Source organism: Caulobacter sp. ErkDOM-E (assembly GCF_048541895.1).
In the GTDB taxonomy this organism is placed as follows: domain Bacteria; phylum Pseudomonadota; class Alphaproteobacteria; order Caulobacterales; family Caulobacteraceae; genus Caulobacter.
In genome coordinates this window covers 1,651,991-1,678,139 of the sequence record NZ_CP183331.1, presented here as the reverse complement: position 1 = coordinate 1,678,139, position 26,149 = coordinate 1,651,991, and the positions used below count along the sequence as shown (strand labels likewise).

28 protein-coding genes and 2 tRNA genes are annotated in these 26,149 nt (G+C 66.2%); 15 read left to right on the top strand and 15 right to left on the bottom strand.

The genetic code is table 11. From position 1 onward, the window contains the following. Positions 1 to 13 precede the first annotated feature (13 nt). From ACN2C7_RS08235 to ACN2C7_RS08220, 4 genes are all read left to right on the top strand, one after another. Positions 14 to 1,108: an MBL fold metallo-hydrolase gene (locus tag ACN2C7_RS08235; protein ID WP_419321025.1), complete on the top strand. Its 1,095-nt coding sequence runs from the start codon at positions 14 to 16 to the stop codon at positions 1,106 to 1,108. 11 nt (positions 1,109 to 1,119) lie between these two features. Then, complete coding sequence (locus ACN2C7_RS08230) at positions 1,120 to 2,142, top strand: glutathione S-transferase N-terminal domain-containing protein (RefSeq protein WP_419321024.1); 1,023 nt, start codon at positions 1,120 to 1,122, stop codon at positions 2,140 to 2,142. Between the two features lie 64 nt (positions 2,143 to 2,206). Then, the gene (locus tag ACN2C7_RS08225; RefSeq protein WP_419321022.1) at positions 2,207 to 2,815 is read left to right on the top strand and encodes a TetR/AcrR family transcriptional regulator; all 609 of its coding nucleotides are present in this window, start codon (positions 2,207 to 2,209) and stop codon (positions 2,813 to 2,815) included. A gap of 2 nt (positions 2,816 to 2,817) precedes the next feature. Beyond that, complete coding sequence (locus ACN2C7_RS08220; protein WP_419321020.1) at positions 2,818 to 3,177, top strand: MazG-like family protein; 360 nt, start codon at positions 2,818 to 2,820, stop codon at positions 3,175 to 3,177. Between the two features lie 15 nt (positions 3,178 to 3,192). Here the strand turns inward: ACN2C7_RS08220 and ACN2C7_RS08215 are convergent, their stop codons facing one another. After that, the gene (locus ACN2C7_RS08215; RefSeq protein WP_419251786.1) at positions 3,193 to 3,360 is read right to left on the bottom strand and encodes a hypothetical protein; all 168 of its coding nucleotides are present in this window, start codon (positions 3,358 to 3,360) and stop codon (positions 3,193 to 3,195) included. 140 nt (positions 3,361 to 3,500) lie between these two features. Between ACN2C7_RS08215 and ACN2C7_RS08210 the strand changes: the two genes are divergently transcribed. Then, positions 3,501 to 3,689, top strand: coding sequence for a type II toxin-antitoxin system HicA family toxin (locus ACN2C7_RS08210; protein WP_419321018.1), 189 nt, complete (start codon positions 3,501 to 3,503; stop codon positions 3,687 to 3,689). A gap of 4 nt (positions 3,690 to 3,693) precedes the next feature. Next, positions 3,694 to 4,083, top strand: a complete 390-nt coding sequence (locus ACN2C7_RS08205; protein ID WP_419321016.1) for a type II toxin-antitoxin system HicB family antitoxin — start codon at positions 3,694 to 3,696, stop codon at positions 4,081 to 4,083. Positions 4,084 to 4,768: 685 nt separating this feature from the next. Here ACN2C7_RS08205 and ACN2C7_RS08200 read toward each other — a convergent pair. Together ACN2C7_RS08200 and ACN2C7_RS08195 are read right to left on the bottom strand one after the other, a co-directional pair. After that, complete coding sequence (locus tag ACN2C7_RS08200; protein WP_419321014.1) at positions 4,769 to 5,326, bottom strand: Bro-N domain-containing protein; 558 nt, start codon at positions 5,324 to 5,326, stop codon at positions 4,769 to 4,771. A gap of 713 nt (positions 5,327 to 6,039) precedes the next feature. After that, a tRNA-Ile gene (locus ACN2C7_RS08195) sits at positions 6,040 to 6,115 on the bottom strand. A 145-nt stretch (positions 6,116 to 6,260) separates the two neighbouring features. Here ACN2C7_RS08195 and ACN2C7_RS08190 point away from each other — a divergent pair. Next, entirely contained in the window at positions 6,261 to 7,019 is a 759-nt protein-coding gene (locus ACN2C7_RS08190; RefSeq protein WP_419321012.1) for an SIMPL domain-containing protein, read from the top strand. Here the strand turns inward: ACN2C7_RS08190 and ACN2C7_RS08185 are convergent. Both ACN2C7_RS08185 and panD read right to left on the bottom strand, forming a co-directional pair. Beyond that, positions 7,016 to 7,480: a hypothetical protein gene (locus ACN2C7_RS08185; RefSeq protein WP_419321010.1), complete on the bottom strand. Its 465-nt coding sequence runs from the start codon at positions 7,478 to 7,480 to the stop codon at positions 7,016 to 7,018. The genes ACN2C7_RS08190 and ACN2C7_RS08185 overlap by 4 nt on opposite strands. Position 7,481: 1 nt before the next feature. After that, positions 7,482 to 7,838 carry an aspartate 1-decarboxylase gene (panD, locus tag ACN2C7_RS08180; protein WP_419321009.1) on the bottom strand — a complete coding sequence of 119 codons (357 nt, stop codon included), beginning with the start codon at positions 7,836 to 7,838 and terminating at the stop codon, positions 7,482 to 7,484. Positions 7,839 to 8,023: 185 nt separating this feature from the next. Here panD and ACN2C7_RS08175 point away from each other — a divergent pair, with 185 nt between their 5' ends. Beyond that, positions 8,024 to 8,698 (top strand): hypothetical protein, encoded by a 675-nt coding sequence (locus tag ACN2C7_RS08175; protein WP_419321007.1) that lies wholly within the window; start codon positions 8,024 to 8,026, stop codon positions 8,696 to 8,698. A 4-nt stretch (positions 8,699 to 8,702) separates the two neighbouring features. Then, complete coding sequence (locus ACN2C7_RS08170; RefSeq protein WP_419321005.1) at positions 8,703 to 9,596, top strand: M23 family metallopeptidase; 894 nt, start codon at positions 8,703 to 8,705, stop codon at positions 9,594 to 9,596. Here ACN2C7_RS08170 and ACN2C7_RS08165 read toward each other — a convergent pair. From ACN2C7_RS08165 to glmU, 10 genes are all read right to left on the bottom strand, one after another. Then, on the bottom strand, positions 9,593 to 10,447 hold the full coding sequence (locus ACN2C7_RS08165; RefSeq protein ID WP_419321003.1) for an alpha/beta hydrolase: 855 nt from the start codon (positions 10,445 to 10,447) through the stop codon (positions 9,593 to 9,595). The two genes, ACN2C7_RS08170 and ACN2C7_RS08165, sit on opposite strands and share 4 nt — an antisense overlap. Positions 10,448 to 10,526: 79 nt before the next feature. Further along, positions 10,527 to 10,826, bottom strand: coding sequence for a winged helix-turn-helix domain-containing protein (locus tag ACN2C7_RS08160; protein ID WP_419321001.1), 300 nt, complete (start codon positions 10,824 to 10,826; stop codon positions 10,527 to 10,529). Positions 10,827 to 10,832: 6 nt separating this feature from the next. Next, positions 10,833 to 11,456, bottom strand: a complete 624-nt coding sequence (locus ACN2C7_RS08155) for a hypothetical protein (protein WP_419320999.1) — start codon at positions 11,454 to 11,456, stop codon at positions 10,833 to 10,835. 66 nt (positions 11,457 to 11,522) lie between these two features. Then, complete coding sequence (locus ACN2C7_RS08150; RefSeq protein ID WP_419320997.1) at positions 11,523 to 13,313, bottom strand: long-chain-acyl-CoA synthetase; 1,791 nt, start codon at positions 13,311 to 13,313, stop codon at positions 11,523 to 11,525. Positions 13,314 to 13,405: 92 nt separating this feature from the next. After that, positions 13,406 to 14,278, bottom strand: coding sequence for an aspartyl protease family protein (locus tag ACN2C7_RS08145; RefSeq protein ID WP_419320995.1), 873 nt, complete (start codon positions 14,276 to 14,278; stop codon positions 13,406 to 13,408). Between the two features lie 117 nt (positions 14,279 to 14,395). After that, positions 14,396 to 15,775, bottom strand: coding sequence for a class II 3-deoxy-7-phosphoheptulonate synthase (locus ACN2C7_RS08140; protein WP_419320993.1), 1,380 nt, complete (start codon positions 15,773 to 15,775; stop codon positions 14,396 to 14,398). Positions 15,776 to 15,903: 128 nt separating this feature from the next. Continuing rightward, positions 15,904 to 17,049 (bottom strand): O-antigen ligase family protein, encoded by a 1,146-nt coding sequence (locus ACN2C7_RS08135; RefSeq protein ID WP_419320991.1) that lies wholly within the window; start codon positions 17,047 to 17,049, stop codon positions 15,904 to 15,906. A gap of 50 nt (positions 17,050 to 17,099) precedes the next feature. Beyond that, a complete protein-coding gene (gor, locus tag ACN2C7_RS08130; protein ID WP_419320989.1) occupies positions 17,100 to 18,494 on the bottom strand; it encodes a glutathione-disulfide reductase in 1,395 nt (464 codons plus the stop codon). Positions 18,495 to 18,541: 47 nt separating this feature from the next. After that, complete coding sequence (rpiA, locus tag ACN2C7_RS08125) at positions 18,542 to 19,222, bottom strand: ribose-5-phosphate isomerase RpiA (protein ID WP_419320987.1); 681 nt, start codon at positions 19,220 to 19,222, stop codon at positions 18,542 to 18,544. Beyond that, positions 19,219 to 20,604, bottom strand: a complete 1,386-nt coding sequence (gene glmU, locus ACN2C7_RS08120; protein WP_419320985.1) for a bifunctional UDP-N-acetylglucosamine diphosphorylase/glucosamine-1-phosphate N-acetyltransferase GlmU — start codon at positions 20,602 to 20,604, stop codon at positions 19,219 to 19,221. Before glmU ends, rpiA begins: the two co-directional genes overlap by 4 nt. Positions 20,605 to 20,674: 70 nt before the next feature. Here glmU and ACN2C7_RS08115 point away from each other — a divergent pair, with 70 nt between their 5' ends. The 6 genes from ACN2C7_RS08115 (at position 20,675) to ACN2C7_RS08090 (ending at position 26,054) form a co-directional block, all read left to right on the top strand. Continuing rightward, the gene (locus ACN2C7_RS08115) at positions 20,675 to 21,388 is read left to right on the top strand and encodes an HAD-IA family hydrolase (RefSeq protein WP_419320983.1); all 714 of its coding nucleotides are present in this window, start codon (positions 20,675 to 20,677) and stop codon (positions 21,386 to 21,388) included. A 70-nt stretch (positions 21,389 to 21,458) separates the two neighbouring features. Continuing rightward, positions 21,459 to 21,533, top strand: a tRNA-Val gene (locus tag ACN2C7_RS08110). Between the two features lie 421 nt (positions 21,534 to 21,954). Beyond that, entirely contained in the window at positions 21,955 to 22,818 is an 864-nt protein-coding gene (locus tag ACN2C7_RS08105; protein WP_419320981.1) for a dienelactone hydrolase family protein, read from the top strand. An 86-nt stretch (positions 22,819 to 22,904) separates the two neighbouring features. Further along, the gene (locus ACN2C7_RS08100; RefSeq protein ID WP_419320979.1) at positions 22,905 to 24,143 is read left to right on the top strand and encodes an SGNH/GDSL hydrolase family protein; all 1,239 of its coding nucleotides are present in this window, start codon (positions 22,905 to 22,907) and stop codon (positions 24,141 to 24,143) included. Continuing rightward, positions 24,140 to 25,051 (top strand): polysaccharide deacetylase family protein, encoded by a 912-nt coding sequence (locus ACN2C7_RS08095; RefSeq protein ID WP_419320977.1) that lies wholly within the window; start codon positions 24,140 to 24,142, stop codon positions 25,049 to 25,051. Before ACN2C7_RS08100 ends, ACN2C7_RS08095 begins: the two co-directional genes overlap by 4 nt. A 61-nt stretch (positions 25,052 to 25,112) precedes the next feature. After that, the gene (locus ACN2C7_RS08090) at positions 25,113 to 26,054 is read left to right on the top strand and encodes a formylglycine-generating enzyme family protein (RefSeq protein WP_419320975.1); all 942 of its coding nucleotides are present in this window, start codon (positions 25,113 to 25,115) and stop codon (positions 26,052 to 26,054) included. Positions 26,055 to 26,149 lie beyond the last annotated feature (95 nt).

The following is a 26,149-nucleotide window of genomic DNA, read 5'->3' as shown; positions in this document are numbered from 1 at the left end:
GGGAGGATCGACCATGCGAAGCAGGACAGTCGTCGGACTTGCGGTGTTGGGACTGGTGGTCACGGCCGGACTGGGCGGCTGGATGGCCCGCGGCCAGATCGCGCAGACCATGGTCGAAAAGCTCTATGTGAAGGCCATGGCCCGCGCGCCCGATGACGGCCTGGCCGACGGCCTGCATGTCGGCCTGTGCGGCGCCGGCGGCCCCCTGCCCGACCCCAAACGCACAGGTCCCTGCACGGCGGTTCTGGCCGGCAAGCGCCTGTTCGTCATCGACGCTGGCTCGGGCGCCAGTCGTAACCTGTCGCTGATGAACCTGCCACCTGCCCGGATCGAGGCGGTGTTCCTGACCCACTTCCATTCCGACCACATCGACGGCCTGGGCGAGATGATGCTGCAGCGCTGGGCCGGCAGCGGCTCGGCCAGCCCCGTGCCCGTGCACGGCCCGCTGGGCGTCGAGCCCGTGGTCGGCGGCTTCATGTCGGCCTACCGTATGGACCAAGGCTATCGCACCGGCCACCACGGCGCGGCCGTGGTGCCGCCCTCCGGTTTCGGCGGCCAGGCCCTGACCTTCACCGCCGCCGCCGACCAGCCCGACATTGTGCTGATCGACGAACCGGACCTCAAGGTCACCGCCATCCCCGTCAAGCATGACCCTGTCAGCCCCGCCGTCGGCTACGCCTTCACCTATAAGGGCCGCACCGTGGTGATCAGTGGCGACACGGCCCTCTCGCCCCGCGTCGAGGCGGCCGCCAAGGGCGCTGACCTGCTGGTGCATGAGGCCCTGGCCCCCAATCTGGTGGCCGCGCAGCAGCGGGCGGCCAAGGCGGCGGGCCGCGAGCGGCTGGCCAAGATCTTCAGCGACATCCCCGGCTATCACGCCTCGCCCGAGCAGGTCGCGGGCCTGGCCCAGCGCGACAAGGTGGGCATGCTGCTGTTCACCCACATCACCCCGGCCCTGCCGATCGGCGCGCTGGAAGGTCCGTTCCTGGGCGACTCGCGCCAGATCTTCCCGGGCAGGATCAAGGTCGGCCGCGACGGCGACTTCGTCAGCCTGCCGGCCGGCTCGAAAGAGATCGTGGTCAGCGACCGTCTCAAGATGTTCCGCTAGCCGAGGCCCCCATGACCGATCCCATCGCTCTCAGCGGCTCACCGGGCTCGCCCTATACCCGCAAGATGCTGGCGCTCCTGCGCTATCGCAGGCTGGCCTATCGCTACCTGCCCAGTTCGGGACAGGCCCTGGAGGGCCTGCCTCGCCCAAAGGTGCAGCTGCTGCCCACCTTCTATCTGCCGGGCCCGGATGGCGCGCTCGAGGCCGTGGTCGATTCTTCTCCGATCATCCGCCGGCTGGAGGCCGACTATTGCGGCCGATCCGTGATCCCAACCCAACCCGCCCTGGCGTTCCTCGACCAGTTGATCGAGGACTATGCCGATGAATGGCTGACCAAGGCGATGTTCCACTATCGCTGGAGCTATCCGGACGATATTGCCCGCGCCGCCACCATCATTCCCTGCTGGCGGGGAAGCGTCATCTCCGATGCGGACCTGGCCGAGCTCGCGACCCGGTTCAGCCGCCGGCAGATCGATCGCCTCTATGTGGTCGGGTCTAACGCGACGACCGCTCCGGTCATTGAGTCCAGCTATCGCCGCTTTCTGGAGGCCTTCGAGGCCCACCTGACCGTCCAGCCGTTCCTGCTGGGCGCGCGCCCCGCCGCCTGCGACTTCGCCGTCTACGGACAATTGACCCAGCTGGCCCAGTTCGACCCCACGCCCATGGCCCTGACTCTGGAGATCGCGCCCCGGGTCTTTGCCTGGGTCAGCCAGATGGAGGACCTGTCGGGCCTGGAGCCGGGCGACGACGACTGGATCAGCCTGGACGCCCCGCCCCCGACCCTGCTGGCGGTGATCGCCCAGATCGGCCGGGTCTATCCGCCCGTCATGCTGGCCAATGCCAGGGCGGTGATGACCGGTGCGGCCACGGTGGAGACCACGGTCGACGGCCTGCCCTGGACCCAGCCGCCCTTCCCCTATCAGGCCAAGTGCCTGGGCTGGCTGCGCGAGGCCCGCGAGGCGCTGGACGCGCCGGATCAGGCCCGGATCGACGACCTGATGGAGGCCACCGGCTGCGCACCGCTGTTTGCGTGAACACTGGCGCCAGAGAGCGCTGCGCCTTAAGGAAATCCGGAGCTGATTTGTCTGGCGGGGTTGCGTGACGCAAGAAGCAAGCAAGGCGACCGACGATCCGGCGCAGCAGACCGATGGCCGTCGCCGTCGCGGCCAGACCAACCGCGCCAGCATCGTGGACGCCATGCTGGAGATCATCCGCACCGGCGACATGTCGCCCAGCGCCGAGCAGGTGGCGGCCCGCGCCGATGTGGGTCTGCGCACCGTGTTCCGGCACTTCAAGGACATGGACAGCCTGTACAGCGAGATGTCCGTCGCCATCGAGGACGAACTGCGCGCCGTGGTCCACACTCCGTTCCGGTCGACCGACTGGAAGGACCGCATCCTCGAACTGGTTGACCGCCGCGCCTTCGCCTTCGAGCGAATCGCGCCCTTCAAGCACGCCTCGGAAGCCTACCGCCACCGCTCGCGCTTTCTCAGCCAGGACAGCGGCAAGCTGGTGATCGTCCTGCGCCAGATCCTGGTGCGCGAGCTGCGCCCGCCGCTGGCCGATGACCCGCTGAAGGTCGAGACCCTGGACCTGCTGCTCAGCTTCGAGGCCTGGTCCCGGCTGCGCCGCGAGCAGGGCCTGAGCATCGAGAAGGCGTCAGAGGTGCTGCGCGCCGCCGTCCGCCGCATTCTCGACGAGGCCTGACGATGAGCGACGCCCCCTACCCCACCCTGCGCGCCGCCAACCTGGCCCGGCAGGCCGAGTGGGACACCGACGGCCAGATCACCCTGTCCTATCGCGGCAACGAACTGGCCGGCGAGGTGGGCGAGGCCTGCAACCTGATCAAGAAGCTGGAACGCGAGCGGATGGGCATCAAGGGCTCCCGCGCCAGCGTCGCCGACCTGGCCGAAGAACTGGCCGACGTCATCATCTGCGCCGACCTGATCGCCATGCAGCTGGGCATCGACCTGGACCGGGCGGTGGCGGAGAAGTTCAACAAGACGTCGGAGAAGGTCGGGTTGCGGACGCGGATGGCGGAGACCGCCAGCGAACCCTCATCAATCTAGAAGCTAAAGGCTGGCTCAGGATTTCGGCGCCAGATCCGGCCGCGACGCCAGAAACGCCGCCTTCTCCGCAGGCGTCAGGACCTTAGCGGTCTTGCGGCGCGAGGCCTTGGGCGTAGCGCGCGCATAGACCTCGGCCTGGGTGGCGGGCTTGAGGTCGGACAGGCGTTTGATCGGCGGTTTCATAGGGTTCCCAAGATCGGTTCGGGCGGGACCATGCCGCCAGAGCATGACGATCTCATGAGTCGGCGATCTGCGCGCGGGGCGCGCCGTGCGCATTGATCCACACGCACCTTGCAAAAGCACGCTCGTGTGTATAATTACGCATGAATAGTCGCGACATCATCTCGGCGCTGCTGGCCGACGGCTGGCGGGAGGTCGCCCAGAAGGGGTCGCACAAGCAGTTCAAGCATCCTACCAAGCCGGGGCGCGTGACGGTTCCGCACCCTCGCAAGGATTTCCCGACCGGCACACTGCGCTCCATCGAGGCGCAGGCCGGGATCAAGCTCAGGTAGTCAAATGGTCCAGTATATCGCCCTGATCCACAAGGAAGCCGCCAGCGACTACGGCGTGTCGTTCCCCGACCTGCCCGGCTGCGTCACGGCCGGCTCCACCCTGGACGAGGCCCGCGCCATGGCGGAAGAAGCCCTGGCCCTGCACCTGGAAGGCTTGGCCGAAGACGACGAGCCGATCCCCGAGCCGTCATCTCTGGAAGCCGTGATGACCGATCCGGTCAACCGCGATGGCGTCGCCATCCTGGTCATGGCCGAAACCAAGACCAAGATCGTGCGGGTCAACATCACCCTGCCCGACGACACCCTGCGCGCGATAGACCAGTACGCCGAGGCCCACGGCTTCACGCGCTCGGGCTTCCTGGCTCAGGCGGCCAAGCGGGCGATGGCGGCTTAAGGGCCGATGACGTCAGAGAAGGTTGGTAGGCCCGGAGGTGTCCACTCTATGTTGAAAGCATTCAACATTTTGGTGATGATACCAACAACCGAACCTACAAACTTGGTCCCGAAAACGCGCGTATTGGCTTATGAGAACCAAGAGAGTTGGTTGACTAACCGTCTCGAAGTTGAATCTCAAGCCACTCAAATAGGCGGTCAGCAAGTCCATAGGCCCGAAGCTTCCAGAACCTCAGATCCAGTGCCTAGCTCCAAATGAGGAACCCATCCAGCTATCCACCGGATGGGCCCTCATAGCAGTGGAGTTACCGCTTCGGCTTTTGGTCTTGCGCGAGAGCTGAGGCTGCAACCGACTTCATTTGTGCGGGAGAGACCTTTTCGCCGCGAAGGATTTTGCTAGCGATAGTCGAGACCTTGTCGCTGGTCTGGCGCGGGGCTTTCGTCATGTCATCGACCTTTCTGAGTAATGCGCGGCATCGGGTGGGGCCGAGCAGCAACGCTCGCCATCAGTTTGGGCAGGTGCGGGATGACTTCCGGATCGCGAGTGCTGAAGTAACGCCGCGAGTGCTGAGGAATCCAAACTGTTTCCACGAACTCGATGTAAAGCGGCAACATGCTGTTGGGGTACTGGCGCGCGTCGAACTCCTTCTTCGGCGTCCAGTGCAGATAGTAGCTGTAATTGTCAGCTACCCTCGGATGGTTTTCCGTAAGCCAGCTGGAAAACGTCGCCCGACGCTGCCGTCAGGTCGGTTCTCAGTTTTCCCGTCCTTCGCAAGATCGGCCATGACATGCCCCAACATCTCCAGGCGGCCGTTGAGACGGATCATCAACTCGGAAATCACCGAGAAATGCCCCGGCGACACCCGATCCCAATTCGCATTAAACCTCTCGATGAACCGAGGGGTTTTGGTGCGCCCGTAGCCACCAGTCTTCCGGATCGAGGGAAGCACTTCCGAAGTGATCCACTTCTTGAAACGCTTCGCGCCCTCTTTGCGGCTTGTCAGGATCAGGCTGAACAGTCCCGACTCGTTGATGATGGTCATGGCCTGCGGCCCCGCCCGACCCTCATTAGTAGTGAGGGTCGACTTTTCGTCGCTATCGAGACGGCTCGCGGCCTGCGAGGGGTTTCCGATGTCCAGCGCCTTGCAGACATCAGCCAAGACGAACCACGGTTCGCCGTCACGGTTGATGGTGCGAAACGCTTCCTTCTCTTCAGTCTCAAAAACTTGAAGTTCGTACTGCATTGTCAACTTTCTGGGGTCAATTTGCCCCTTTTACAAAACCGTTGACAGTGCGAGATTCTAGGGTACAAGCTCCCCCTCGTTAAGAAATCGTCGCACTGCTGCATCTTGGTTTTATGCAGATGATCCGGATTTAGCTCACCGAGGGGGCCAAATCCCTCGGTGAGTATCCTGCCGGACACTCAACTGAGTCCTTTGAACTGCTTCATCCGCAGTGACAAGATCGGTTCCAAGCGGAACCGTTAAAAATCCGTCTACATCACGAACAAGTTACCTCGCCCTTTGGAGCGATGGTGTGCCGGCACGCCCCCTGCGCCCGTTTGCAGGCGGCGCCTGGGCTTGTGAGCGGACGTCCGCAACTCAAATCATGATCGCTGCGAGCATCGGCTGGTGGCGCTTGCTGCTGACAGCAATGCCACCAGTTTCGGCTCGTAGTGGGTTCAGGTCCTGCAGTGGGACCCACATCCGCTACCGATTCCGCCGTCGGCGAACTCGCAAACCCTTAGCGGGTAAGCCTTTGATCGGACTCAGCAATTAGACATTCTGTTGGTACATTTGCTGGTATCGAGCGCGATACCAGCAAATGTACCAACATCTGACTGCGACACGATCTACCTCAGAAAAGCAGATAGCGAGTGAAATCAGAGACTTACGCCACCGAATGTGGTAGCGCTCCAAAGCCGTAAGTCTTTGATTTTGTTCAATAAATTTTGGTATGGTAGGCCCGGAGGGACTCGAACCCCCAACCAGACCGTTATGAGCGGTCGGCTCTAACCATTGAGCTACAGGCCCCCATGAACGGGCGTCACGTCCGGAGGAAGGGCGCATTAGCATGGGCACAACGCGGCTTAAAGCTCCCGTTCAGGTTCGTTCCGTCATCAGGGAACCATACAGGGTCGGTCAAGCCTACAGGACCACCCGACAGGAGACTTCAGTCATGACTTCGTTCGCCGCCCGCATCGCCTCCGCCGCCCTGATCCCCGCCGCCCTCCCCGTGATTATGGGGGGCGCTTTGGCCCTCGCCTCGGCCCCCGCCATGGCCCAGAGCGCGCCGGACGCCGCCTTCCGCGCCACCACCTTCAGCCTGGCCGCCTTTGGCGAGACCAATGTGGCCCCCGACATGGCCACCATCACCCTGGGCGTGCAGACCGACGACATGACCGCCGCCGGGGCCCTGAAGGCCAATGGCGCGAAGATGAACCAGGTGATGGCCGCCCTGCGCAAGGCCGGGATCGCCGACCGCGACATCCAGACCTCGAACCTGAACGTGAACCCGCAATACATCTACGAGCAGAACCAGCCGCCGAAGTTCAACGGCTATCAGGTCAGCAACCAGGTGACGGTGACCGTGCGCGACCTGGGCAAGCTGGGCCAGGCGGTGGACGCCACGGTCGGCGCCGGCGCCAACACCGTGGGCGGCATCAGCTTTGGCCTGCAAAACCCGCAGGTCGCCGAGGACGCAGCCCGCATGGACGCCGTGAAGGCCCTGCAGGCCAAGGCCGACCTCTATGCCCGGGCCACGGGCTACAAGATCGTGCGCCTGGTCAATCTGGGCGAAGGCGGCGGCTATTCACCCCCGCAGCCGATGCCGGTGTTCGCCATGGCCAAGCGCGAAATGGCCGACTCCACCCAGATCGCCGCCGGCGAGCTGAAGGTGCGGATCGACGTCACGGCCACCTATGAGGTGGCCCGCTAAAAGCCAGCCTTGGTGAAGGCGCGCTCGACGCGCTCCTGAACCTCGCGCCCCGGCAGGGCCCGCTCGCCTTCCATGACCGCCACATAGGTCAGGTTGCGGGCGGGCTTGCCCTCGCTGGTCGGCACCGGGCCCATGGCCCAGCCGACGGTGTTGACCCCGCCCGTGCCCGTCGGACAGCTGGCGAAGCGGGCCGGCTTTCCGATGGCGCTCTTGAGCACGACCTCGGCGATCACCGGCTGGCCGCCCGCGCAGGTCGGCAGGTTGCGGGCGCAGGTGATGTAGCCGCCCGCGCGCCAGACCATCGCGCCCGAGGCGTCGGCCACCATCACGCAGGTCGAGGGCGAGCCGATGGCGCGACCGATGGATTCCGTCAGGCGGGTCTCATCGATCCCTTCGGGAAGTTTGGGCGCGCAGCCGGCCAGCAGGCCGGCGACGAGGGTTAGTCCGACCAGACGGCGCATCCTAGGCGGCCTTCTTGATCAGGTTACCGTTATCCAGCAGCACCACGGTCGGCGCGTAGTTGCGCGCTTCCTCGGCCGGCAGCTGGCAGTAGGTGACGATGATGACGGTGTCGTTCTTCTGCACCAAACGCGCGGCGGCGCCGTTGACGCCGATCACCTTGGAGCCGCGCGGGGCCTCGATGGCGTAGGTGGTGAAGCGCGCGCCATTGGTGATGTTCAGCACATCAACCTGCTCATTGGGCAGGATGCCCGAGGCGTCCAGCAGGTCGCGGTCGATGGCGATCGAGCCTTCATAGTCCAGGTCAGCCTGGGTGACGGTGGCGCGGTGAAGCTTGGCCTTGAGCATGGTGAGCAGCATGGCGGAACCTGTATCCCCTTGAGTAAGCTGGGCTTTGTTGGGGCCGCCACACACATGGGCCCAAGGCAGTCCGGCCATATAGCCACGAAGCCGCGCCGGTTCAATCGCTGGACCCGAGTCGGAAGGGTTAACAACACCTTCGATCCGCGCTAGGGTTGAAAGAACGGGGTTATGCGGTGGGGACCATGCGTAACGGACAACTGATCGTCGCGGCGGCCATAGTCGTCGCGACCGTGGGCGTGGGCGCGACCATCGCCTCGCGCGTCACAGCGCAGACACGGGTGGATCCGGCGACCGGCGCGCCGATCGGCGCCACCCGCCCGCCCGTTGTGACCCGGGTCCCTCCGGCGACGACCGTTCCACCCCGCAGAGGCGGCCGGGTCGACTGGCAGGGCGCCGTGGGCGGCCTGCGCCAGAGCGGCGGCGCGTCCGACACCCTGGGCGCCAATCTGGACAAGGGCGAGGTGGACGCCACCCGCGTGCCGATCCTGCTGCCCAATGACGCCAAGCTGACGGCCGGGGCGCGTATCTACAGCTTCGGCGACTATTACACGATCACAGCCGACGCCCCCGGGGCCGGCATCTCGCTGAGCGGCACGACCGCCATCATTCCCCTGCCCGCTTCAAAGCCCCTGAAGATCGATCCCGTTGGTCCCGAAGGCCTGACCGTGCAGCGCACGGTCGATGGCCAGCTGGCCAGCTTCATCCGTTATGGCGTGCTCTACACCGTCGAGATCCGCTGCGAGAAGGCGGGCGATCTGCGCTGCGCTGACGACAACTATGTGCTGGGTCTGGTCGGCAAGACCACGACCGTGGTGCTGGGCGCCGCCGCCCGCGCCGAAGCCGGCCTGGGGGGCTGAGCCGATGAGCAAGCTGACCGCGCCCCTGGCCCTGGCGGTTCTGGCCGCCCAGGCCCTGACCGCCTGCGATCCCAAGACGCCCGCGCCCGACGCGCCGCCCAAGCCGCCGTCGGCCGACCCCGGCCCGCCCAAGGCCGATGACGAGCCCGTCGATGGCGGCGCCGAGCAGGAAGCCTCCGAGCCCCTGCCGCCCAGCCCCGGCGATCCGGTGCAGCCGGCAGAGCCGCCCGCCCCCTCGCCGGCCACCTTCGACCACGGCCCCGCCGGCCAGCTGCCCAGCGGACAGGGCTCGGGCTATCTGGATCGCACCGTCTGGGCGCCGGCCATGTGCTGGCCCCTGCAGGAAGCCGGATTCGCCAACTCCCAGGTCTATGGCCCCGGCGGCGGCATGGGACCGCCCGGCAAGCCCAGCCAGTGCGACAGCCTGAACTACACCCTGCCCTGGCGTGACAATTTCTGCGAGGCGCGCTCGCGGACCAGCCCCCTTTGCGCCTCGGGAACCGGTCACCAGGGCCAGGACATCCGCCCGGCCACCTGCAAGAAGAACGAACACTGGGCGGTCGCCACCGAGGCCGGCACGATCACCGACATCGGGACCTATACCGTGACGCTCGTGGGCAAGGCCGCGCCGCACTACACCTACCGTTACCTGCACATGCAGATGTCGACCCTGGCGGTGGCCGAGGGAGCCAAGGTCACGGCCGGCCAGAAGCTGGGCAAGGTGTCCAACGACTTTGGCGGCACGCCCACTACCATCCACCTGCATTTCGAGATGCGGGCGGGCCTGGCCGGGGTGACGACCGACGGCAAGCCGGTGGCGGTCCAGACCTTCATCCCGCCGTATCTCAGCCTGGCCGAGGCCTATCAGCGCAAGCTGAACGGCGGGGTCTGCAGCTAGATCGCAGCGGCCTTCAGGAAGGCCGTCATCTCGCCCAGAAGGTTGGTCTTGGCGCGGAACGGGCGCGACAGGGCCAGCACCGTGTCGGCGTGGTCCAGCCCCGGATAGTGTCGCTCCTCGACCTTGCCGCCCACCTGGCGCAGGGCGGCGGCCAGCTTGCGGGTGTTGCGCGGATAGACCGTGGTGTCGGCGTCTCCGGAGGCGAGGAAAGCGGCCGGCGAGCGGGCGCTCGCGAACTGTCCCGGCTGGGTGGCCGGCAGATCCGGGGCCTGACCGAAGGTGCGCCGCGTGATCGGCCCATCCAGGGGCAGGAAATCATAGGGTCCCGACAGTCCAGCGAAAGCCCGTACAGCCCCGGGTTCGACGCCCGCCGCCTTCAGATAGCGAGGGTCCAGGGCCAGCATGGCGGCATTGTAGGCGCCGGCCGAGTGACCGATCAGGACGACCCGGTCAGGATCCCCACCCAGGGCTCTGGCGTTGTCGACCGCCCAGCGCACCGCCGCCGCGCAGTCGTCGAGGAAGTCTGGAAAGACGACTTCGGGATAGAGACGATAGTCTGGCACCAGCGTCAGGAAACCGCGCGCAGCCACCGCCCTGCCCGCCCAGGCATAGTCGGCGCGCCGACCAGAATCCCACGAACCGCCATAGAAGAACACCGCCACCGGCTCTGCGCCCGTCGCCGTGGGCGGCGCATAGACGTCCAGAGTCTGACGCGCGCCTTTCCCGTAGGCCGCGCCCCGCAAGGGCGTGCGAGCGGCGTCCTTGGGCGTCAGGGTCGCGAACATCGAAAGCGGCGAGCACGCGCTCGCCAGGGATCCCGCCAGGGCCGTCAAGCCGACGCGTCGCGTCATAGAACCACTCACCACGTCTCGCTCCGCCCCTGCGTCTTGTTACAGATACGCGAGAAACGCGGGTTTGGACGAGGCGATTTCAGCGCCCATCGACCAGCTTGCCGATGGCGTCGAGATAAAGGCCAAAGGCCGCGCGGCCGATCTCGGTCAGGCTGACGCGCGTAAGAGGTTTGCGGCCGACGAAGCTCTTGTCGATGGCCACGTAGCCCGCGTCTTCCAGCTTGCGCAGGTGGACCGACAGGTTGCCGTCGGTGACCGATAGCTTGGCCTTCAGCGCGTTGAACTCCGCGACCTCGGCGCCCGACAGATAGGCCATGATCCCCAGACGCACGCGCCCGTGAATGACCTCGTCGATGTGTTCGATCTCGAAATCGTCCATGGCGACCTAGACGATGTCCGAAGGTTCTTGTCGCATCAGGATCAGGCCCGGGACCATAGCCAGCAGATACAGGGCGGCGGCGTAACCCAGCCAGGCCCAGCTACTGCCCATCAGCAGCGCCATCCCGATGGCGCTCGCGAAAGAGGCGACCGCCACGACCCTTAGCCAGACTATCCGAGACATCGCCGCCGCCACCGACCATGCGCCGCCATAGAGCGCCAGCACGATGGACGGTGAGAAGTTGATCAGGTTGAGGTCCCGGGTTTTCCAGCTGGCCACGGCCAGGGCGGTGAAGATCACGAAACAGCCCCAGCCCACGCCCATCCAGGCGTTGCGCATGGCGCGATTGCCAGATGAGCCCGCCCCGGGCTTGGCGCCGACCCCGCGCCTGAGCACGGCCACCATCACCAGGTGAAGGAGAACGGCGGCGACCCAGACCACCATCAGCATCACGGATGGAGCCTGCAACACCTTCGACAGGATCGCCCACTGGATCAGGCTGGCCGTACCAAAGATCGCGCCCGCCGCAACCAGCATCGAGCCGCCCAGCAAAGGAGCCTGACGCCCCTCTTCGGCCAGGGCGCGCATGAACGCGATGTCGTCGCGGATGGCCTTCATCTCTTCAGTCACAACGCATCTCCCCAGCGCTCAATGAGGCGAGGAATAGCGAACTCACTTTGAAATGTAAAGTTCTTCTTAGAGCTTGTATCCGCCGGCAACGACCTTGGCGCAGACCGCCTTGGTGATCTTCACATAGCCCTTGGCCGGATCACGGAAATAGAGCGGGTCCTTGGTCATGGCCGGGTCGAAACCGTCGGTGACGAGATCGATCTTGCGATACTTGAAGGTGCCGGTGGTCTCGATCTCGCGCTGCAGGCGCACGAAGATAGGCCGGGCATAGGCCGGCAGTTCCCGATCGACATGTTCGGCCAGGGTCGTGATATCGAACTCGGGTCCCACCACCAGCGAGGCCATGCCGGCCTTGCCGTCGAGATCGCCGATCTTGACGCCATAGACATTGACCTCCAGCACCCCGGGCACCCCGGCCAGGCGCTCGGAGACCTCGCTGGTGGCGACGTTCTCGCCCTTCCAGCGGAAGGTGTCGCCGATCCGGTCGACGAAATAGATGTAGTCGTCGCCGTCGGTGCGCATCAGGTCGCCGGTCCGGAACCAGGCATCGCCCTTGGCGAAGACGTCGTGCAGAACCTTCTTCTCGGTCGCAGCCTTGTCGGCATAGCCGGTAAAGTTGGATCGGGCGTCATTGGCGATCTGGCCAATACATTCGCCAACCTCGCCCGGCGCCACCTCGATGCAGCAACCGTCGGCGCCCCGGATCGGCATCTCTGTTTCCACATCGAACTGCACGATGCGGGTGTTGAACTTCTTCCTCAGATAGCCGGGGATACGGCCGATGGCCCCGCGCCGCCCGTCGAAGTTGAAGAACGAGACATTGCCCTCGGTGGCGCCATAGAATTCCAGTACGCCGCCGACCTTGAAGCGATCCATCATGTCGTCCCAGACGTCGGGCCGCAGGCCGTTGCCGAAGATCTGGCGGATCTTGTGGTTGCGGTCCTCGTCGCTGGCCGGCTGGTTGGCCAGATAGCGGCACAGCTCGCCGATATAGACGAACATCGTACAGTTCTCGGTGCGGATATCGCTCCAGAAGTGCGTGGCCGAGAACTTCTTGCGAAGCACGATCGACCCGCCATTCAACAGCCCCGCCCCCATGGCGCAGAGGCCGCCGGTGGCGTGATAGAGCGGCAGGGTCACATAGATGCGGTCGGTGTGACGGGCGTCGGTCGAACCGGCGAAGCCGCGCATATAGAGTTGCGTCCGCATGTGGGTGATGCGCGCGGCTTTTGGCAGCCCGGTGGTGCCGCTCGTGAAGATGTAGAGTGCGGTGTCCTTGGCGGTCAGCCCGCCCCGGGCTGTCTCGCGATCGGGACGCAGCTGACTGCAGCTCTTCAGGGCGTTGACCAGATCGCGCTGGTCGCCATGAGCCTTGCCCAGCACCCATTGCTGGACGTGACGGCCAAGACCATCCTTGACCTGTTCGAAACAGGGCGAGGTCTCGGGATCGACGATGCAATGCAAGGCCTGGGAGATGTTCAGGCAGTGGGCCAGGGCCGGGCCGGTCAGCTGGTTGTTGATCAGCGCGGTGGCGACGCCCACCTTGGACAGCCCGTACCAGATGGCCAGATATTCCAGGCGGTTGGGCATGAACAGCGCCACCGTCTGACCGCGGGTGATGCTCTGCCCCTTGGCCCAGTGGGCGTAACGGTTGGCGATGGCATCCAGCTCGGCATAGGTGATCGTCTTGCCTTCAAAGGTGATCGCGGGGCTGCCAGACCAACGGTCGACCGCCGCTTCGAGATCATCGCAGATCAGGTTGGCGCTGTCGGGAGCGATGGATTTCACGCGCTTGAGCGTGCGCATCAGCCCCTTCAGGAACACCCACTCGCGCTTCAACCTAGCCTGCAAACGCATAAGCACCCTCCATTCAAACAACCATTGGAGAGCGCCGCGCGGCGGGTCAAGCTGCGCCGTCGCACGCCGCGCGCGTTTCCGTCAGACGGGCCTCAGCCGGGACCGGCGATCTTGAAGCGCACCTCGCGGCGCTTGAAATCCAGGGCCACGGTTTCGAACTTCTGCAGGATATCGGAGCCGATCAGGATCGCCGGCTCACGGGTCAGTCCCCAGTAGTCAAAGGTATGAACCGCGGCCATGACCACGGGCACGTTCACCAGGGTCATCTTGCCCAGGGTCAGCCGGTTGAGCACCACCAGTCGCCCGGGCAGGGTCTGGCCGGTGGCGCCGCGCAGCTGGATATCAAAGGTTTCACCAATGATCGCCTTGCGCTTCTGCGCCGCCCGGAACAGCGCCAGATTGCCGATCGTCGCCATGGATCCGCTGTCCAGCAGGGCGACCATTGTCTGACCGGGCATGGAAACGTCGATCAGGGTCAGACCGCTGCGCGTACGGGTCTTGACCACCACCGTCTGGTCGTCGGCCCGCGGCAAGCGCTCGCCAACAGCCATGCGTCGCTGACCATAGTTCAGCATCAGGTTGTCGGCGCCCAGCCAGTCCAGGCCCAGCAGGCCGGCCGCGCCGAGATAGCGTTCGGCGACGATCGACACCTTCATCTGGCGCCGGACGCGGTGGCCCATCTGCAGGGTGTCGATCACCACGGTGTCGACAGCGTGCACGCCGGCGATGCCGTGCACGTTCACCGGCTCGCCCCGCGCCAGTCCCAGCCTGTCTGCGGTCTCGATGGAAATCATCGAGCTGTTGGCTCCGGTGTCGATCATCATGTGAAACGGCCCCTGGCCGTTCAGCATGACCTGCACCGTCAGGCGACGGGCCGCGTCCAGATACTTCAGCGGCTCTTCACGGGCGACCTGCGGAGCGTTCGGATCCCGAGCAAGGGCCGGCGCGGCGACGAGCGTCGCCATCAACCCCGCAAGACCCCTGCGAGAGATGGTTGAACCCATCATTTCACCCCGCCTCCTCCATGAGGGGCGGAGGCTATACCCGCGCTTGAAGGGGCGCCAGCAATGACGACCGGCGCGTCAGCCAGTGGCCAGTTTGCGCTGATCATCGCGATCCGACTTCAGCTTCTCGGCCACCAGGAACGCCAGTTCCAGGGCCTGTTCGCCGTTCAGACGCGGATCGCAGTGGGTGTGGTAGCGGTCGGCGAGATCGCCTTCGCCCACCGCCCGCGCCCCGCCCAGGCACTCGGTGACGTTCTGGCCGGTCATTTCCAGGTGGACGCCGCCGGGGTGCACGCCTTCGGCATGGGCGATCTCCACGAACGATTTGACTTCCGACAGGATGCGGTCGAACGGCCGGGTCTTGTAGCCGGTCGAGGCCTTCAGCGTGTTGCCGTGCATCGGGTCGGTGGCCCAGACCACCGAACGGCCGGCCGCCTTGGTCGCCTTCATCAGGCGCGGCAGGCGGTCGGCGATCTTGTCGGAGCCAAAGCGGCCATACAGGGTCAGGCGGCCCGGCTCGTTGTGCGGGTTGAGCACGTCGATCAGGCGCAGCAGGTCGTCACCTTCCATGGTGGGACCGCACTTGAGGCCGATCGGGTTCTTGACGCCGCGCATGAACTCGATGTGCGCGCCGTCCAGCTGACGGGTGCGCTCGCCGATCCACAGCAGGTGAGCGCTGGTGTCGTACCAGTCGCCCGAGGTGCTATCGACGCGGGTCATGGCTTCCTCGAAGCCCAGCAGCAGGGCTTCGTGGCTGGTGAAGAACTCCACCTGATGCAGGCCCGGATGGCTTTGCGGCGTCACGCCGATGGCGGCCATGAAGGCCAGGCTTTCGCTGATCTTTTCCGACAGCTCGCGGTATCGCGCGCCCTGCGGGCTGTCGCCCACGAAGCCCAAGGTCCAGCGGTGGATGTTGTGCAGGTCGGCATAGCCGCCATTGGCGAAGGCGCGCAGCAGGTTCAGGGTCGAGGCCGACTGACCATAGGCCTTCAGCAGACGATCTGGATCGGGGATGCGCTCCTCGGCCGTGAAGTCCATGCCGTTGATGTTGTCGCCCCGGTAGGACGGCAAGGTCACGCCATCTATGGTCTCGATCGGCTCCGAGCGCGGCTTGCCGAACTGGCCGGCGATGCGGCCCACCTTCACCACAGGCTTGCCGCCGGCGAAGGTCAGCACCACCGCCATCTGCAGGATCAGCCGGAAGGTGTCGCGGATGTTGTCGGCGTGGAATTCCTTGAAGCTCTCGGCGCAGTCGCCGCCCTGCAAAAGGAAGGCGCGGCCTTCGGCCACGTCACCCAGCAGGGTCTTCAGCCGACGCGCCTCGCCCGCAAACACCAGCGGCGGCATCTGGCGAAGTGTTTGCTCGACCCGGTCCACAGCGCCCGCATCCGGATAGTCGGACGGGATGTGCTTGGCGGGTTTTGCTCTCCAGGTGGCGGGGGTCCAACGCGAGGTCATGACAGGCTCTATAACTTCAAAGGGAGCGGCTTTTACCGTAGCCGCAGGGAAAAGGCAAAATCATGCGGCCGATCGCCGCTTTTTGACGAGAGTGAGGAAAGTTCATCCTAGCGGACGGCGTGGCGACTTCAATCCTTGCGCGAGATATCGCAGGCAATGATGGTCAGAGCGCCCAGGGCCAGCCACCATTCCTGCCAGACCCCAAAGCTCAGAGCGCCGATGGTCAGATAGGTGACCAGAGCGCCAGCCGCTATGGCGCCATCCTCCTGGGACTCGCCGGTCAGGGCCACAATCCTGTAAGCGACCCAGCTGAAGAAGATGCCGCCCAAGGCCGCGCCCACGGCGCCAAGCTCCAGCCAGAGCTGCATGGCGGCGTTGTGGGTGTGCAGCGGGATCGCCGGGCCAAAGGTGCGGCTGGCGTCCAGGCCCCAGCCGCGAATGGCGTGGGCCTGCACATGGTCGGCGGTGAAGGCCCAGATATCCAGGCGGGCGTCCCAGGAGCGCGGCACGTGGCGATGCAGCCAGGCGATCAGTCCCGAATGTACGCCCCACAGCAACATGATCGGACCCAGCACGAAGGGCGCGGCGACGGCGGCGACCAGCAGGCGCGCAGCCACCTTGCCAAACAGCCGAACCGCCCCAAAGGCCACGAAGCCAAATGCCAGGGCGGCCCAGCTGGCGTCGGCGCTCAGCGCGAGGGCGCCGATGATCACCGCGCCCAGCAGCACGAAAGCGGCGGGCGTCCAGCCCCGCCCGCTCATGATCCGGGCCGTGGGCCAGAACAGCAGCGCCAGGGCGTAGGTGGCGATCGACACCTTCACGACCGCAAGATCGGGTCGGATCGGATCGTTGGTCGCGGATCTCAGCCATTGATAGAAGGCCGCCCCGCTCACCCCGTCCAGGGCGACCAGAAGGGCCAGAAACAGGGCGCTCACCGCCAGCACCGTGGCGGCGCTGCGGGCGGACCGGTCAGACAGACCGCGCATGGCGGCGATCGCCGAACCGTACAGCGCCAACTGGAACAGCAGCTTGAGTCCGGTGAAGGACTCCATGTCCCCACTGTCCTTCAGGTCGGCCGGGTTCGGCGCGCCGGGGCTCCAGGACAGGCTGATCAGGGCCCAGACCACCAGGACGAACAACGCCATGGCCGGAGGCGACGCCGGCCGCGACTGCGCCAGTCCCGGCGTCGACAGCAACCCGCACAGGGCCAGAAGCGGCGCAAAGCCCAGCGGCGCGAGATAGCCCACGAACGGAACCAGCGCGATGGTGAACACCGCGACAGCCCCTAGCCATTTCGTGGAACGTTGCGCGCCGGCGACAGACCTCATCCGGCGCCCACATCGGCCGGCGCGTACTTTTCCTTCATCGTCACCAGTTCCTCGGCCAGGGTCGGGTGGACGGCGCAGGTCGAGTCCCACTGCTTTTTGGTGACGCCCATCTTCACGGCGATGGCGGCCATCTGGATGATCTCGGGCGAGTCGGGCCCCACCACGTGGACGCCAACCACCTTTTCGTCGTCCTGCTTGACCACCAGCTTGATCAGGCACCGGTCCTGAGCGCCGTAGAAGGTCGCCTTCATCGGCCGGAAGACCGAGCGATAGATATCCACCTTGCCAAACTCGTGCCGGGCCTCGGCCTCAGTCATGCCGACCACCCCGACCGGCGGCTGCGAGAACACGGCCGAGGCCACCAGGTCGTGATCAAAGCTGGTCGGATTGTCGTAGAACTCAGTCTGGGCGAAGGCCGCCCCCTCGCGGATCGCCACGGGCGTCAGATTGATCCGGTCGGTGACGTCGCCGACGGCCCAGATGCCGTCGACACTGGTTTTCGAATGCTTGTCCACGGCGATCGCGCCGCGCTCGTTCAGCTTGACGCCGACCTTGTCCAGGCCCAGCCCCTCGACATAGGGCTCGCGGCCGGTGGCGAACATCACCGCATCGGTCTCGAACGTCAGGTCGTTGCTGAGCGTGCTGACCAGGCCGGCCTCTGTCTGCTCAAGGCTCTTGTGCGAGCAGCCCAGCACCACCTTGATACCGCGCTTTTCCAGCTCGTCGGCCAGGTGCGAACGGACGTCGTCGTCAAAACCGCGCAGGATGTTGGCGCCGCGATAGAGCAGCGTCGTCTCCACGCCCAGACCGTTGAAGATGCCGGCGAACTCGACCGCGATATAGCCGCCGCCCACCACCAGCACCCGCTTGGGGAGAGTGGGCAGGTGGAAGGCCTCGTCAGAGGTGATGCCCAGCTCGGCGCCTGGGAAATCCGGCCTCACGGGGCGGCCGCCGGTGGCGATCAGGATCTTGCGGGCGGTATAGCGGCCAGCGTCCTGACTGCCTTCCTTGGGCAGAACCTCGACGGTGTGGGGGTCGATCACCCGGGCCTTGCCATGCAGCAGATGCGCGCCGGCTTTCTGCAGGTTGGTGACATAGATCCCCGACAGGCGGGCGATCTCAACGTCCTTGTCGTGCAGGAATCGCTTCCAGTCGAACGACCGCTCGCCGATGGTCCAGCCAAAGCCCTCGGCGGTCTTCAGCTGCGCGGAGACCTCACTGGCATAGACCATGAACTTCTTGGGCACGCAGCCCCGGATCACGCAGGTGCCGCCTACCCGATACTCTTCCGCCACAGCCACCTTGGCTCCCGACAGCGAAGCCAGACGCGCGGCCCGCACCCCCCCGGAGCCGGCGCCGATGACGAACAGGTCGAAGTCATAGTCAGCCATCGAAGGCTCCAGTCAGGCTAAGGAACAGCGGCGCTCTATCTAGGAACTCACGGCGTCAGGCGCACCACGCCATCGTCGGTGCCCAGCAGCGCCTCGTCGGCCAGATCCAGGAACAGGCCATGATCCACGACGCCTGTCACGGCCTTCAGCGCTGCGGCCAGGGCCGCCGGTTCCTCGATCTTGCCCGAAGCCATGTCGTAGATCAGGTTGCCGCCGTCGGTGACCACCACGCCGCGATCGGCCATCCGCAGGCGCGGCGGCGGCAGTTCGAACTCGGCGGCGATGTCGGCGAGGCGCTGGCCGGTATGCACATGGCCAAACCGCACCACCTCGATCGGCAACGGGAACTTGCCCAGCCGCTTCACGTGCTTGGCCGCGTCAGCAATGACCACGCAGCGCTTGGAGGCTTCCCAGACCAGCTTTTCACGCAGCAGCGCCGCGCCGCCGCCCTTGATCAAGCTGAGGCCCGGTCCGATCTCGTCGGCGCCATCGACCGTCAGGTCCAGCGCCTTGACGTCGTCCAGCGCGGCCAGGGCGATGCCCAGTTCCCGAGCCAGATTGGCGGTGGCGTCCGAGGTCGGTACGCCCCGGATATCCAGCTTGCGGGCCGCCAGCGCCTTGACGAACCAGGCGGCGGTGGAGCCGGTGCCCAGGCCCACCACCATGCCATCCTCGACCAGCTCGGCGGCGGCTTCGCCAGACAGACGCTTTTGATCGTCGGCGCTCATGTCTTGTCCCTCTTGGCGGCCTTGGCCTTCTTGGCCAGTTTCAGCGCCCGGAACGCCTCGGCCCAGCCGCTCTTGTTTTTCTGCTCGCTGCGCGACAGCGCCAGAGCGCCTTCCGGCACATCCTTGGTGATCACCGAGCCTGAACCGGTCATCGCCCCGTCACCGATCCGCACCGGCGCGACCAGGGCGCTGTTGGAGCCGATGAAGGCCCCCGCCCCGACATGGGTCTCGAACTTGTCGAAGCCATCATAGTTACAGAAGATCGTGCCGGCCCCGATATTGGCCTTCTCGCCCACCGAGCCGTCGCCCAGATAGCTGAGGTGGTTGGCCTTGGCGCCGGCTCCGACCTTGACCTTCTTGACCTCGACGAAGTTGCCGATGTGCGCATCGGCCCCGATCTCTGCCCCCGGGCGCAGGCGGGCATAGGGACCGATCAGGGCCCCCTCGCCCACGGTCGCGCCTTCCAGATGGCTGAAGGCCTTGATCACTGCACCGCTGGCAACGCTGACGCCGGGTCCGAAGACCACGAACTGCTCCACTGTCACACCGGCGGCGATCTTCGTGTCCCAGGCCAGGTGCACCGTCTCCGGGGCCGGCAGGGTGACTCCCTCGACCATCAGGGCGTTGCGGCGGCGCTTTTGCCAGACGGCTTCGGCCGCAGCCAGTTCGGCTTGGGAATTGACGCCCTGCACAGAGGCCTCGGCCGCGAAGCTGGCGCGTGTCGAAAGCTCGCGCCCGTGGGCGATGCCGACCACGTCGGTGAGGTAGTATTCGCCGTTGGCGTTGTCGTTGCCGACCTGGCCCAGAATGTCGAACAGCAGGGCCCTGTCGGCGGCCAGAACGCCGGAGTTGCAATGCTTGACCTGCTTGACGCTATCATCAGCGTCCTTGGCTTCGACGATGCGCAGCAGCACATGGCCGGGGGCCAGGATCAATCGGCCGTAGGCGCCCGGATCGGCGGCCTCGAAGCCCAGCACCGCCACATCGGCGCCGGAAGCGCGCAGATCGAACAAAGGCTCTATGACCGCCGCGCTCAGCAGCGGGCAGTCGGCGAAGGTCACCACCACGTCACCGTCGAAATCGGCCAGGGCGGCCTTGGCGGCCAGAACAGCATGGCCGGTGCCCATCGGCGGATCCTGGATCACCACGGCCGCCTCGCCCAGACGCTTGCGGGCGTGGAGACCAACGGCGGGGCTGTGGGCGCCCACCACCACGACGATCCGCGCGCAGCCCAGCGCCTCGGCGGCATCGATGGCGTGATCCAGCAGAGCCCGGCCGGCGATCCTGTGCAGCACCTTGGGGGTCGGCGACTTCATCCGCGTCCCCTGGCCGGCGGCAAGGATCACGGCGGCCCGGGGGCGGTTCGAAGCGGAGCTGGTCATGGTCCTGGCGACTCTCTAGGGGACGAACCAAAGTTGCATTAGCCGGCCGTTTAGCCGAAAGGCCAGATCAATGCATGACCTTCAAGCCCTCAAAGGCGCCACCATCGCCTTCGACCTCGACGGAACCCTCGTCGACACCGCGCCCGACCTGGTCGGCGCGCTGAACATGATCCTTGTCGAAGAGGGCCTGCCGCCGCTGCCCTTTGACGACGTGCGGCTGATGGTCGGACGTGGCGCCCGCGCCCTGCTGGAGCGCGGCTTCGCCGCCGCCGGCCATCCGCTGGAAGCCCTGACCGGCCCAAAACTGGTGGAGCGGTTCATCGCGGTCTATCTCGATCGCATCGCCCACGAGAGCGCGCCCTTCCCCGGCGTGGTCGAGGTTCTGGCCGATCTGCGCGGCGCGGGGGCGAGGCTGGTGGTCTGCACCAACAAGCTGACCAATCTGTCGGTCGCCCTTCTGGACGCCCTTGAGTTATCCACAGCCTTCGACGCCGTGATCGGCGCGGACCTTTCGCCCGCCGCCAAGCCCGACCCGATCCACGTGTTGACCGCGATCCAGGCCGTAGGCGGCGATCCGCGCCGGGCGGTGATGGTCGGCGACAGCATCAACGACGCCCTCGCCGCTGTCCGGGCCAACGTCCCGGCCCTGCTGGTCAGCTTCGGCTATACTGAAGAGCCCGTGGAGACCCTGGGCGGCGATCTGGTCATCCACAGCTTTTTAGATGTGCCCCAGGCCTGTATCGGCCTTCTGGCCTCTTGCCCCCGGCCAAACACCGGGCTATAGGCCCGTCCCTCTCGCGGATCGGTCTTCCGGCCCGGCGAGAACGGTTCTTCTGAACCGCCCGAAACGGTTAGGTCGCGTAGCTCAGCGGGAGAGCGCCTGCTTCACACGCAGGATGTCACAGGTTCAATCCCTGTCGCGACCACCACTCCCCCTTCATTTTTGATTCAGATGCTTCGCGGACGCCGCCTCGCTCGCGCGCGCCTCGCCTCCAGCGTTCCGGCCAAAAAGAAGGCCCGACCTTCGCAGGCCGGGCCAGTCATTAGGGAGGAAACGCCCAGGAAGGGCAGAGGCGCTCGCGCCTCACACCTTGTCAGGTAGCGCTACCGACCAAACAATCAAGGGCGGGACGCGGTAATTCCAGGGATCGGGACAATATGGCGCAGCTTTAGGCAGCCATCCCTGCCCAGAGCCGCTAACCGGCCATAGGTTATCCACAACACCTGTGGATAACCTATGGCCGCAACGCTTGGACGCGAACATCGACAGCGCGTCGCAATGGGCTTCCCTCGCCGCGCATTCGCGGCGAAAGTCCCGGCCTGTTTCAAATCGCACTGCGAGGATCGGCCATGTGTGACGACGACATCCACCCCGGCCTGATCCACGATCCCACCGTGTCCCGCCGCGCCTTCGGTCTGATGACCGTACTGGCCGCCGGGCTCGGCGGCGCGGCCCATGCGGGCGGGCCGGTCGTGGAGAAGGACGTCGAGATCAAGACGCCGGACGGCCTGGCGGACGCCGCTCTGTACTATCCCGAGGGCAAGGGCTCGTGGCCCGCTGTCGTGGTCTGGCCCGACGTGGTCAGCCTGCGGCCGGCCTTCCGCGAGATGGGGCGCCGGCTGGCGTCCTCGGGCTATGTGGTGCTGGTTCCCAACCTCTATTATCGGGTCAAGAAGGCCCCGGTGGTCGAGAGCGGCTTCAACTTCGCCAGTCCCGAGGACCGCGCCAAGATCATGCCGATGCGGGCCACCGTGACCCCGGAGGGCACTGACCGGGACGCGACAGCCTATATCGCCTTCCTCGACGCCCTGCCCCAGACCAACAAAAAGAAGAAGGTCGGCGTGCAGGGCTATTGCATGGGCGGCCCGCTGGCCTTCCGCACGGCGGGCGTCTCGCCGTCGCGCGTGGCGGCCGTGGCGAGCTTCCACGGCGGCGGTCTGGTCACCGAGGCCCCGACCAGTCCGCACCTGACCCTGCCGGTCAGCAAGGCCGAATACCTGATCTGCGTCGCCGACAACGACGACAAGAAGGATCCGGCCGACAAGGAAAAGCTGAAGGTCGCTCTCGACGCGGCCAAGCGGCCGAACAAGATCGAGGTCTATGCCGGCGCGGCCCACGGTTGGACCGTGAAAGGCAGCCAGGTCTATGACGAGCCTGCGGCCGAAAAGGCCTGGGCCGAACTGCTGGCGCTGTACAAGCGCACCCTGGGCTGAGGTCTGGGCCGCGCCGTCACCGGCGCGGCCGCCTTCGCCTATCACGAATGCGGCTATCGGCCCGCCCAGGCCGTGCCGGAGCAAGCATGATCCAGATCACCCGCCGCACCCTCGGCCTGGCCGTCGCCCTGGTCCTGACGCTGGGCGTCTCCGCCCACGCGGAAAGCCGCTGGGTCGGAAGCTGGGCCAGCGCCCAGCAGGTTCCGGAAGAGCACAACGCCCTGCCCGCCGAGGCGCTGAACGACGCGACCTTGCGCCAGATCGTGCGGCTGACGACCGGCGGCGACCGCCTGCGCGTTCGGATCTCCAATGCTTTCGGCACGACACCCCTGCGAGTCACCGCCGCCCGGGTGGCCCGTCCGCTGACCAACGACGCCCCGGCCATCGACCCCGCCACCGACCGCCCCGTCACCTTCGCCGGCAGAGCAGAGGTCGTCGTGCCGCCCGGCGCCGAGTATCTTTCCGACCCCGTCGCCTTCAAGGCCCCGCCTCTGTCGGACCTCGCCATCACGATCCACATCGACAGGGCCCCGGCGGTGCAGACCACCCACCCCGGCTCGCGGGCGACCTCCTATGTCGTCAAGGGTGACAAGGTCTCGGCCGCCGAACTGCCGGGCGCCCAGAAGACCGACCACTGGTTCCAGCTGTCGGGCGTCGAGGTCGAGGCCGGCAAGGGCGCCGGCGCGATCGCCCTGATCGGCGACTCGATCACCGACGGCTATGGCGTCAAACCCAATACCAACCAGCGCTGGCCGGACGCCTTCGCGGCAAGGCTGCAGGCCAATTCGAAGACCCGCAAGCTGGGCGTGCTGAACCTTGGCATCGGCGGCAATCGCGTCCTGCTGGACGGGCTGGGGCCCAACGCCGCCGCCCGCTTCGATCGCGACGTGCTGATGCAGAGCGGCGTGACCCATGTGCTGGTGCTGGAGGGCGTCAACGACCTGGGTGTCCTGACCCGCGACCAGCCGGTCAGCGCCGACCGGCATGCAGCGCTGGTCGCCGAGGTCACCACCGCCTACGCCCAGATGGTCCACAAGGCCCGCGCCCGAGGGATCACGATCATCGGCGCGACCATCATGCCCTATGGCGGATCAAGCTATTACCATCCCGACGCCCTGAACGAGCAGGACCGCGCGGCCATCAACGCCTGGATCCGCGCGCCCGGCAACTTCGACGCCGTCGTCGACATGGACGCGATCATGCGCGACCCGGCCAATCCGACGCGGCTGGCTCCGGCCCATGATTCGGGCGACGGCTTGCACCCTTCGATGGACGGCTATCGCTTCATGGCCCAGTCCATTCCCCTGGAGCTGTTCGCCCGATGACCCTGCGCGCGCTTCTCGCCGCCTGCCTGGTCGCCGCGCCCATCACAGCCCAGGCCTCCGACATCAGGATGGCGATCACGGTCGATGACCTGCCGGCTCACAGCGCCCTGCCAAACGGCGAGACCCGCGTGGGGATCGCGAAGACCTTCCTCGCGGCCCTGAAGGACGCCAAGGCCGCCCCGGTTTATGGCTTCATCAACGGCGTCCAGACTGAGCGCGAGCCGGACTCGACCGACGTCCTGAAGATCTGGCGCGACGCCGGCCACCCGCTGGGCAACCACGGCTGGGCGCATCTGAACCTGGCCCGGATCGACGTCGCGACCTTCGAAGCCGAACTGACCCGCAACGAGCCCCTGCTGCAGGGCCTGGCCGCAGGCTCGGACTGGCGCTGGTTCCGCTTCCCCTTCCTCAGCGAGGGCGACACGCCCGAAAAGCGCGCCGCCGTTCGCGAGTTGCTGAAGGCGCGCGGCTATCACATCGCCAGCGTGACCATGAGCTTTGGCGACTACGCCTGGAACGAGCCCTATGCCCGCTGCGTAGCCGGGGGCGATCAGAAGGCCATCGCCGATCTCGAGACCCGCTACCTGAAGGCCGCCGAGTTGAGCCTGGCCCATTCCCGCGCCCTGTCAGCAACGCTGCACGGCCAGGACATCCCCTATGTGCTGCTGATGCACCTGGGCGCGTTCGACGCCCGCATGGCCCCCCGCCTGCTGGCGTTCTACCAGTCCCTGGGCGTGACCTTCGTCTCGCTGGAAGCGGCGCAGGCGCATCCGTTCTATGCGGCGGATCTGGCCGCCGCGCCGGCGGCGGCGGCCCCCGTCACATTGGAAAACGCCATGGCGGCCAGGGGCCTGCCCGCTCCGCCGCTGTCACTGGACCTGGCGGCGCTGGACCAGGTCTGCCGGTAGCCCCCCGCACTACTGGCACGGGGCGTGACAAGATCCCCCGCCGCGACCTACAACAGCGACAATGAGCCAGGCTTCCTTTGACGGCATGATCGCCCTGCCCGGCGGCGTCTTCCAGATGGGTTCGGACGAACACTATCCAGAAGAGGCCCCGGCCCACCCCGTGGCCGTCGATCCCTTCTGGATCGATGAGACCCCGGTCACCAACGCCCAGTTCGCGCGGTTCGTCGCGGCGACGGGCCATGTGACCCTGGCGCAGATTCCGCCCGATCCGAAGCTCTATCCCGGCATGGACCCAGCCTTCGCCCACCCGGCCTCGGCGGTGTTCGTGCGGCCGGCCCACCGGGTCGATCCGCGCGCCGGCGGCGGGGAATGGTGGCGGCTGATCCTCGACGCCCGCTGGAACCAGCCGTTTGGCGAGGGCAGCTCCATCGCCGGGATCGAGGATCATCCGGTAATCCATGTCAGCCATGACGACGCCGCCGCCTACGCCGCCTGGGCCGGCAAGAGCCTGCCGACCGAGGCCGAGTGGGAATTCGCCGCGCGGGGCGGCCTTGAAGCCGCCGCCTATGCCTGGGGTGAGGAACTGGCGCCCGGCGGGGCGATGCTGGCCAACTACTGGCAGGGCGCTTTTCCGAGCGAGAACCTGCTGACCGACGGGTTCGAGCGCACCTCGCCGGTGCGGACCTTCCCGGCCAACGGGTACGGCCTCTACGATATGATCGGCAATGTCTGGGAATGGACCTCGGACTGGTGGGCCGACCGCCACGAGGGCAGCCCGACCAGACCCTGCTGCGCACCCCGCAATCCGCGCGGTCCGGCCAGCGGCGGCAGCCATGACCCCGCCCAACCGGGTCCGGTCATTCCGCGACGGGTGCTGAAGGGCGGCTCGCACCTGTGCGCGGAAAACTACTGCCGGCGCTATCGACCGGCGGCGCGTCACCCGCAGCCTATCGACACCACCACCAGCCACATCGGCTTTCGCTGCGTGGTGCGGAAGGTTTAAGCCATCCTTTAGGCGGCCAAGGCTTCGAAAAGGTCGCGTCAGTTGATCACCCTTGCTACTGCCAACATGCTGTCAGCATAGCTCTGCCATGGTGT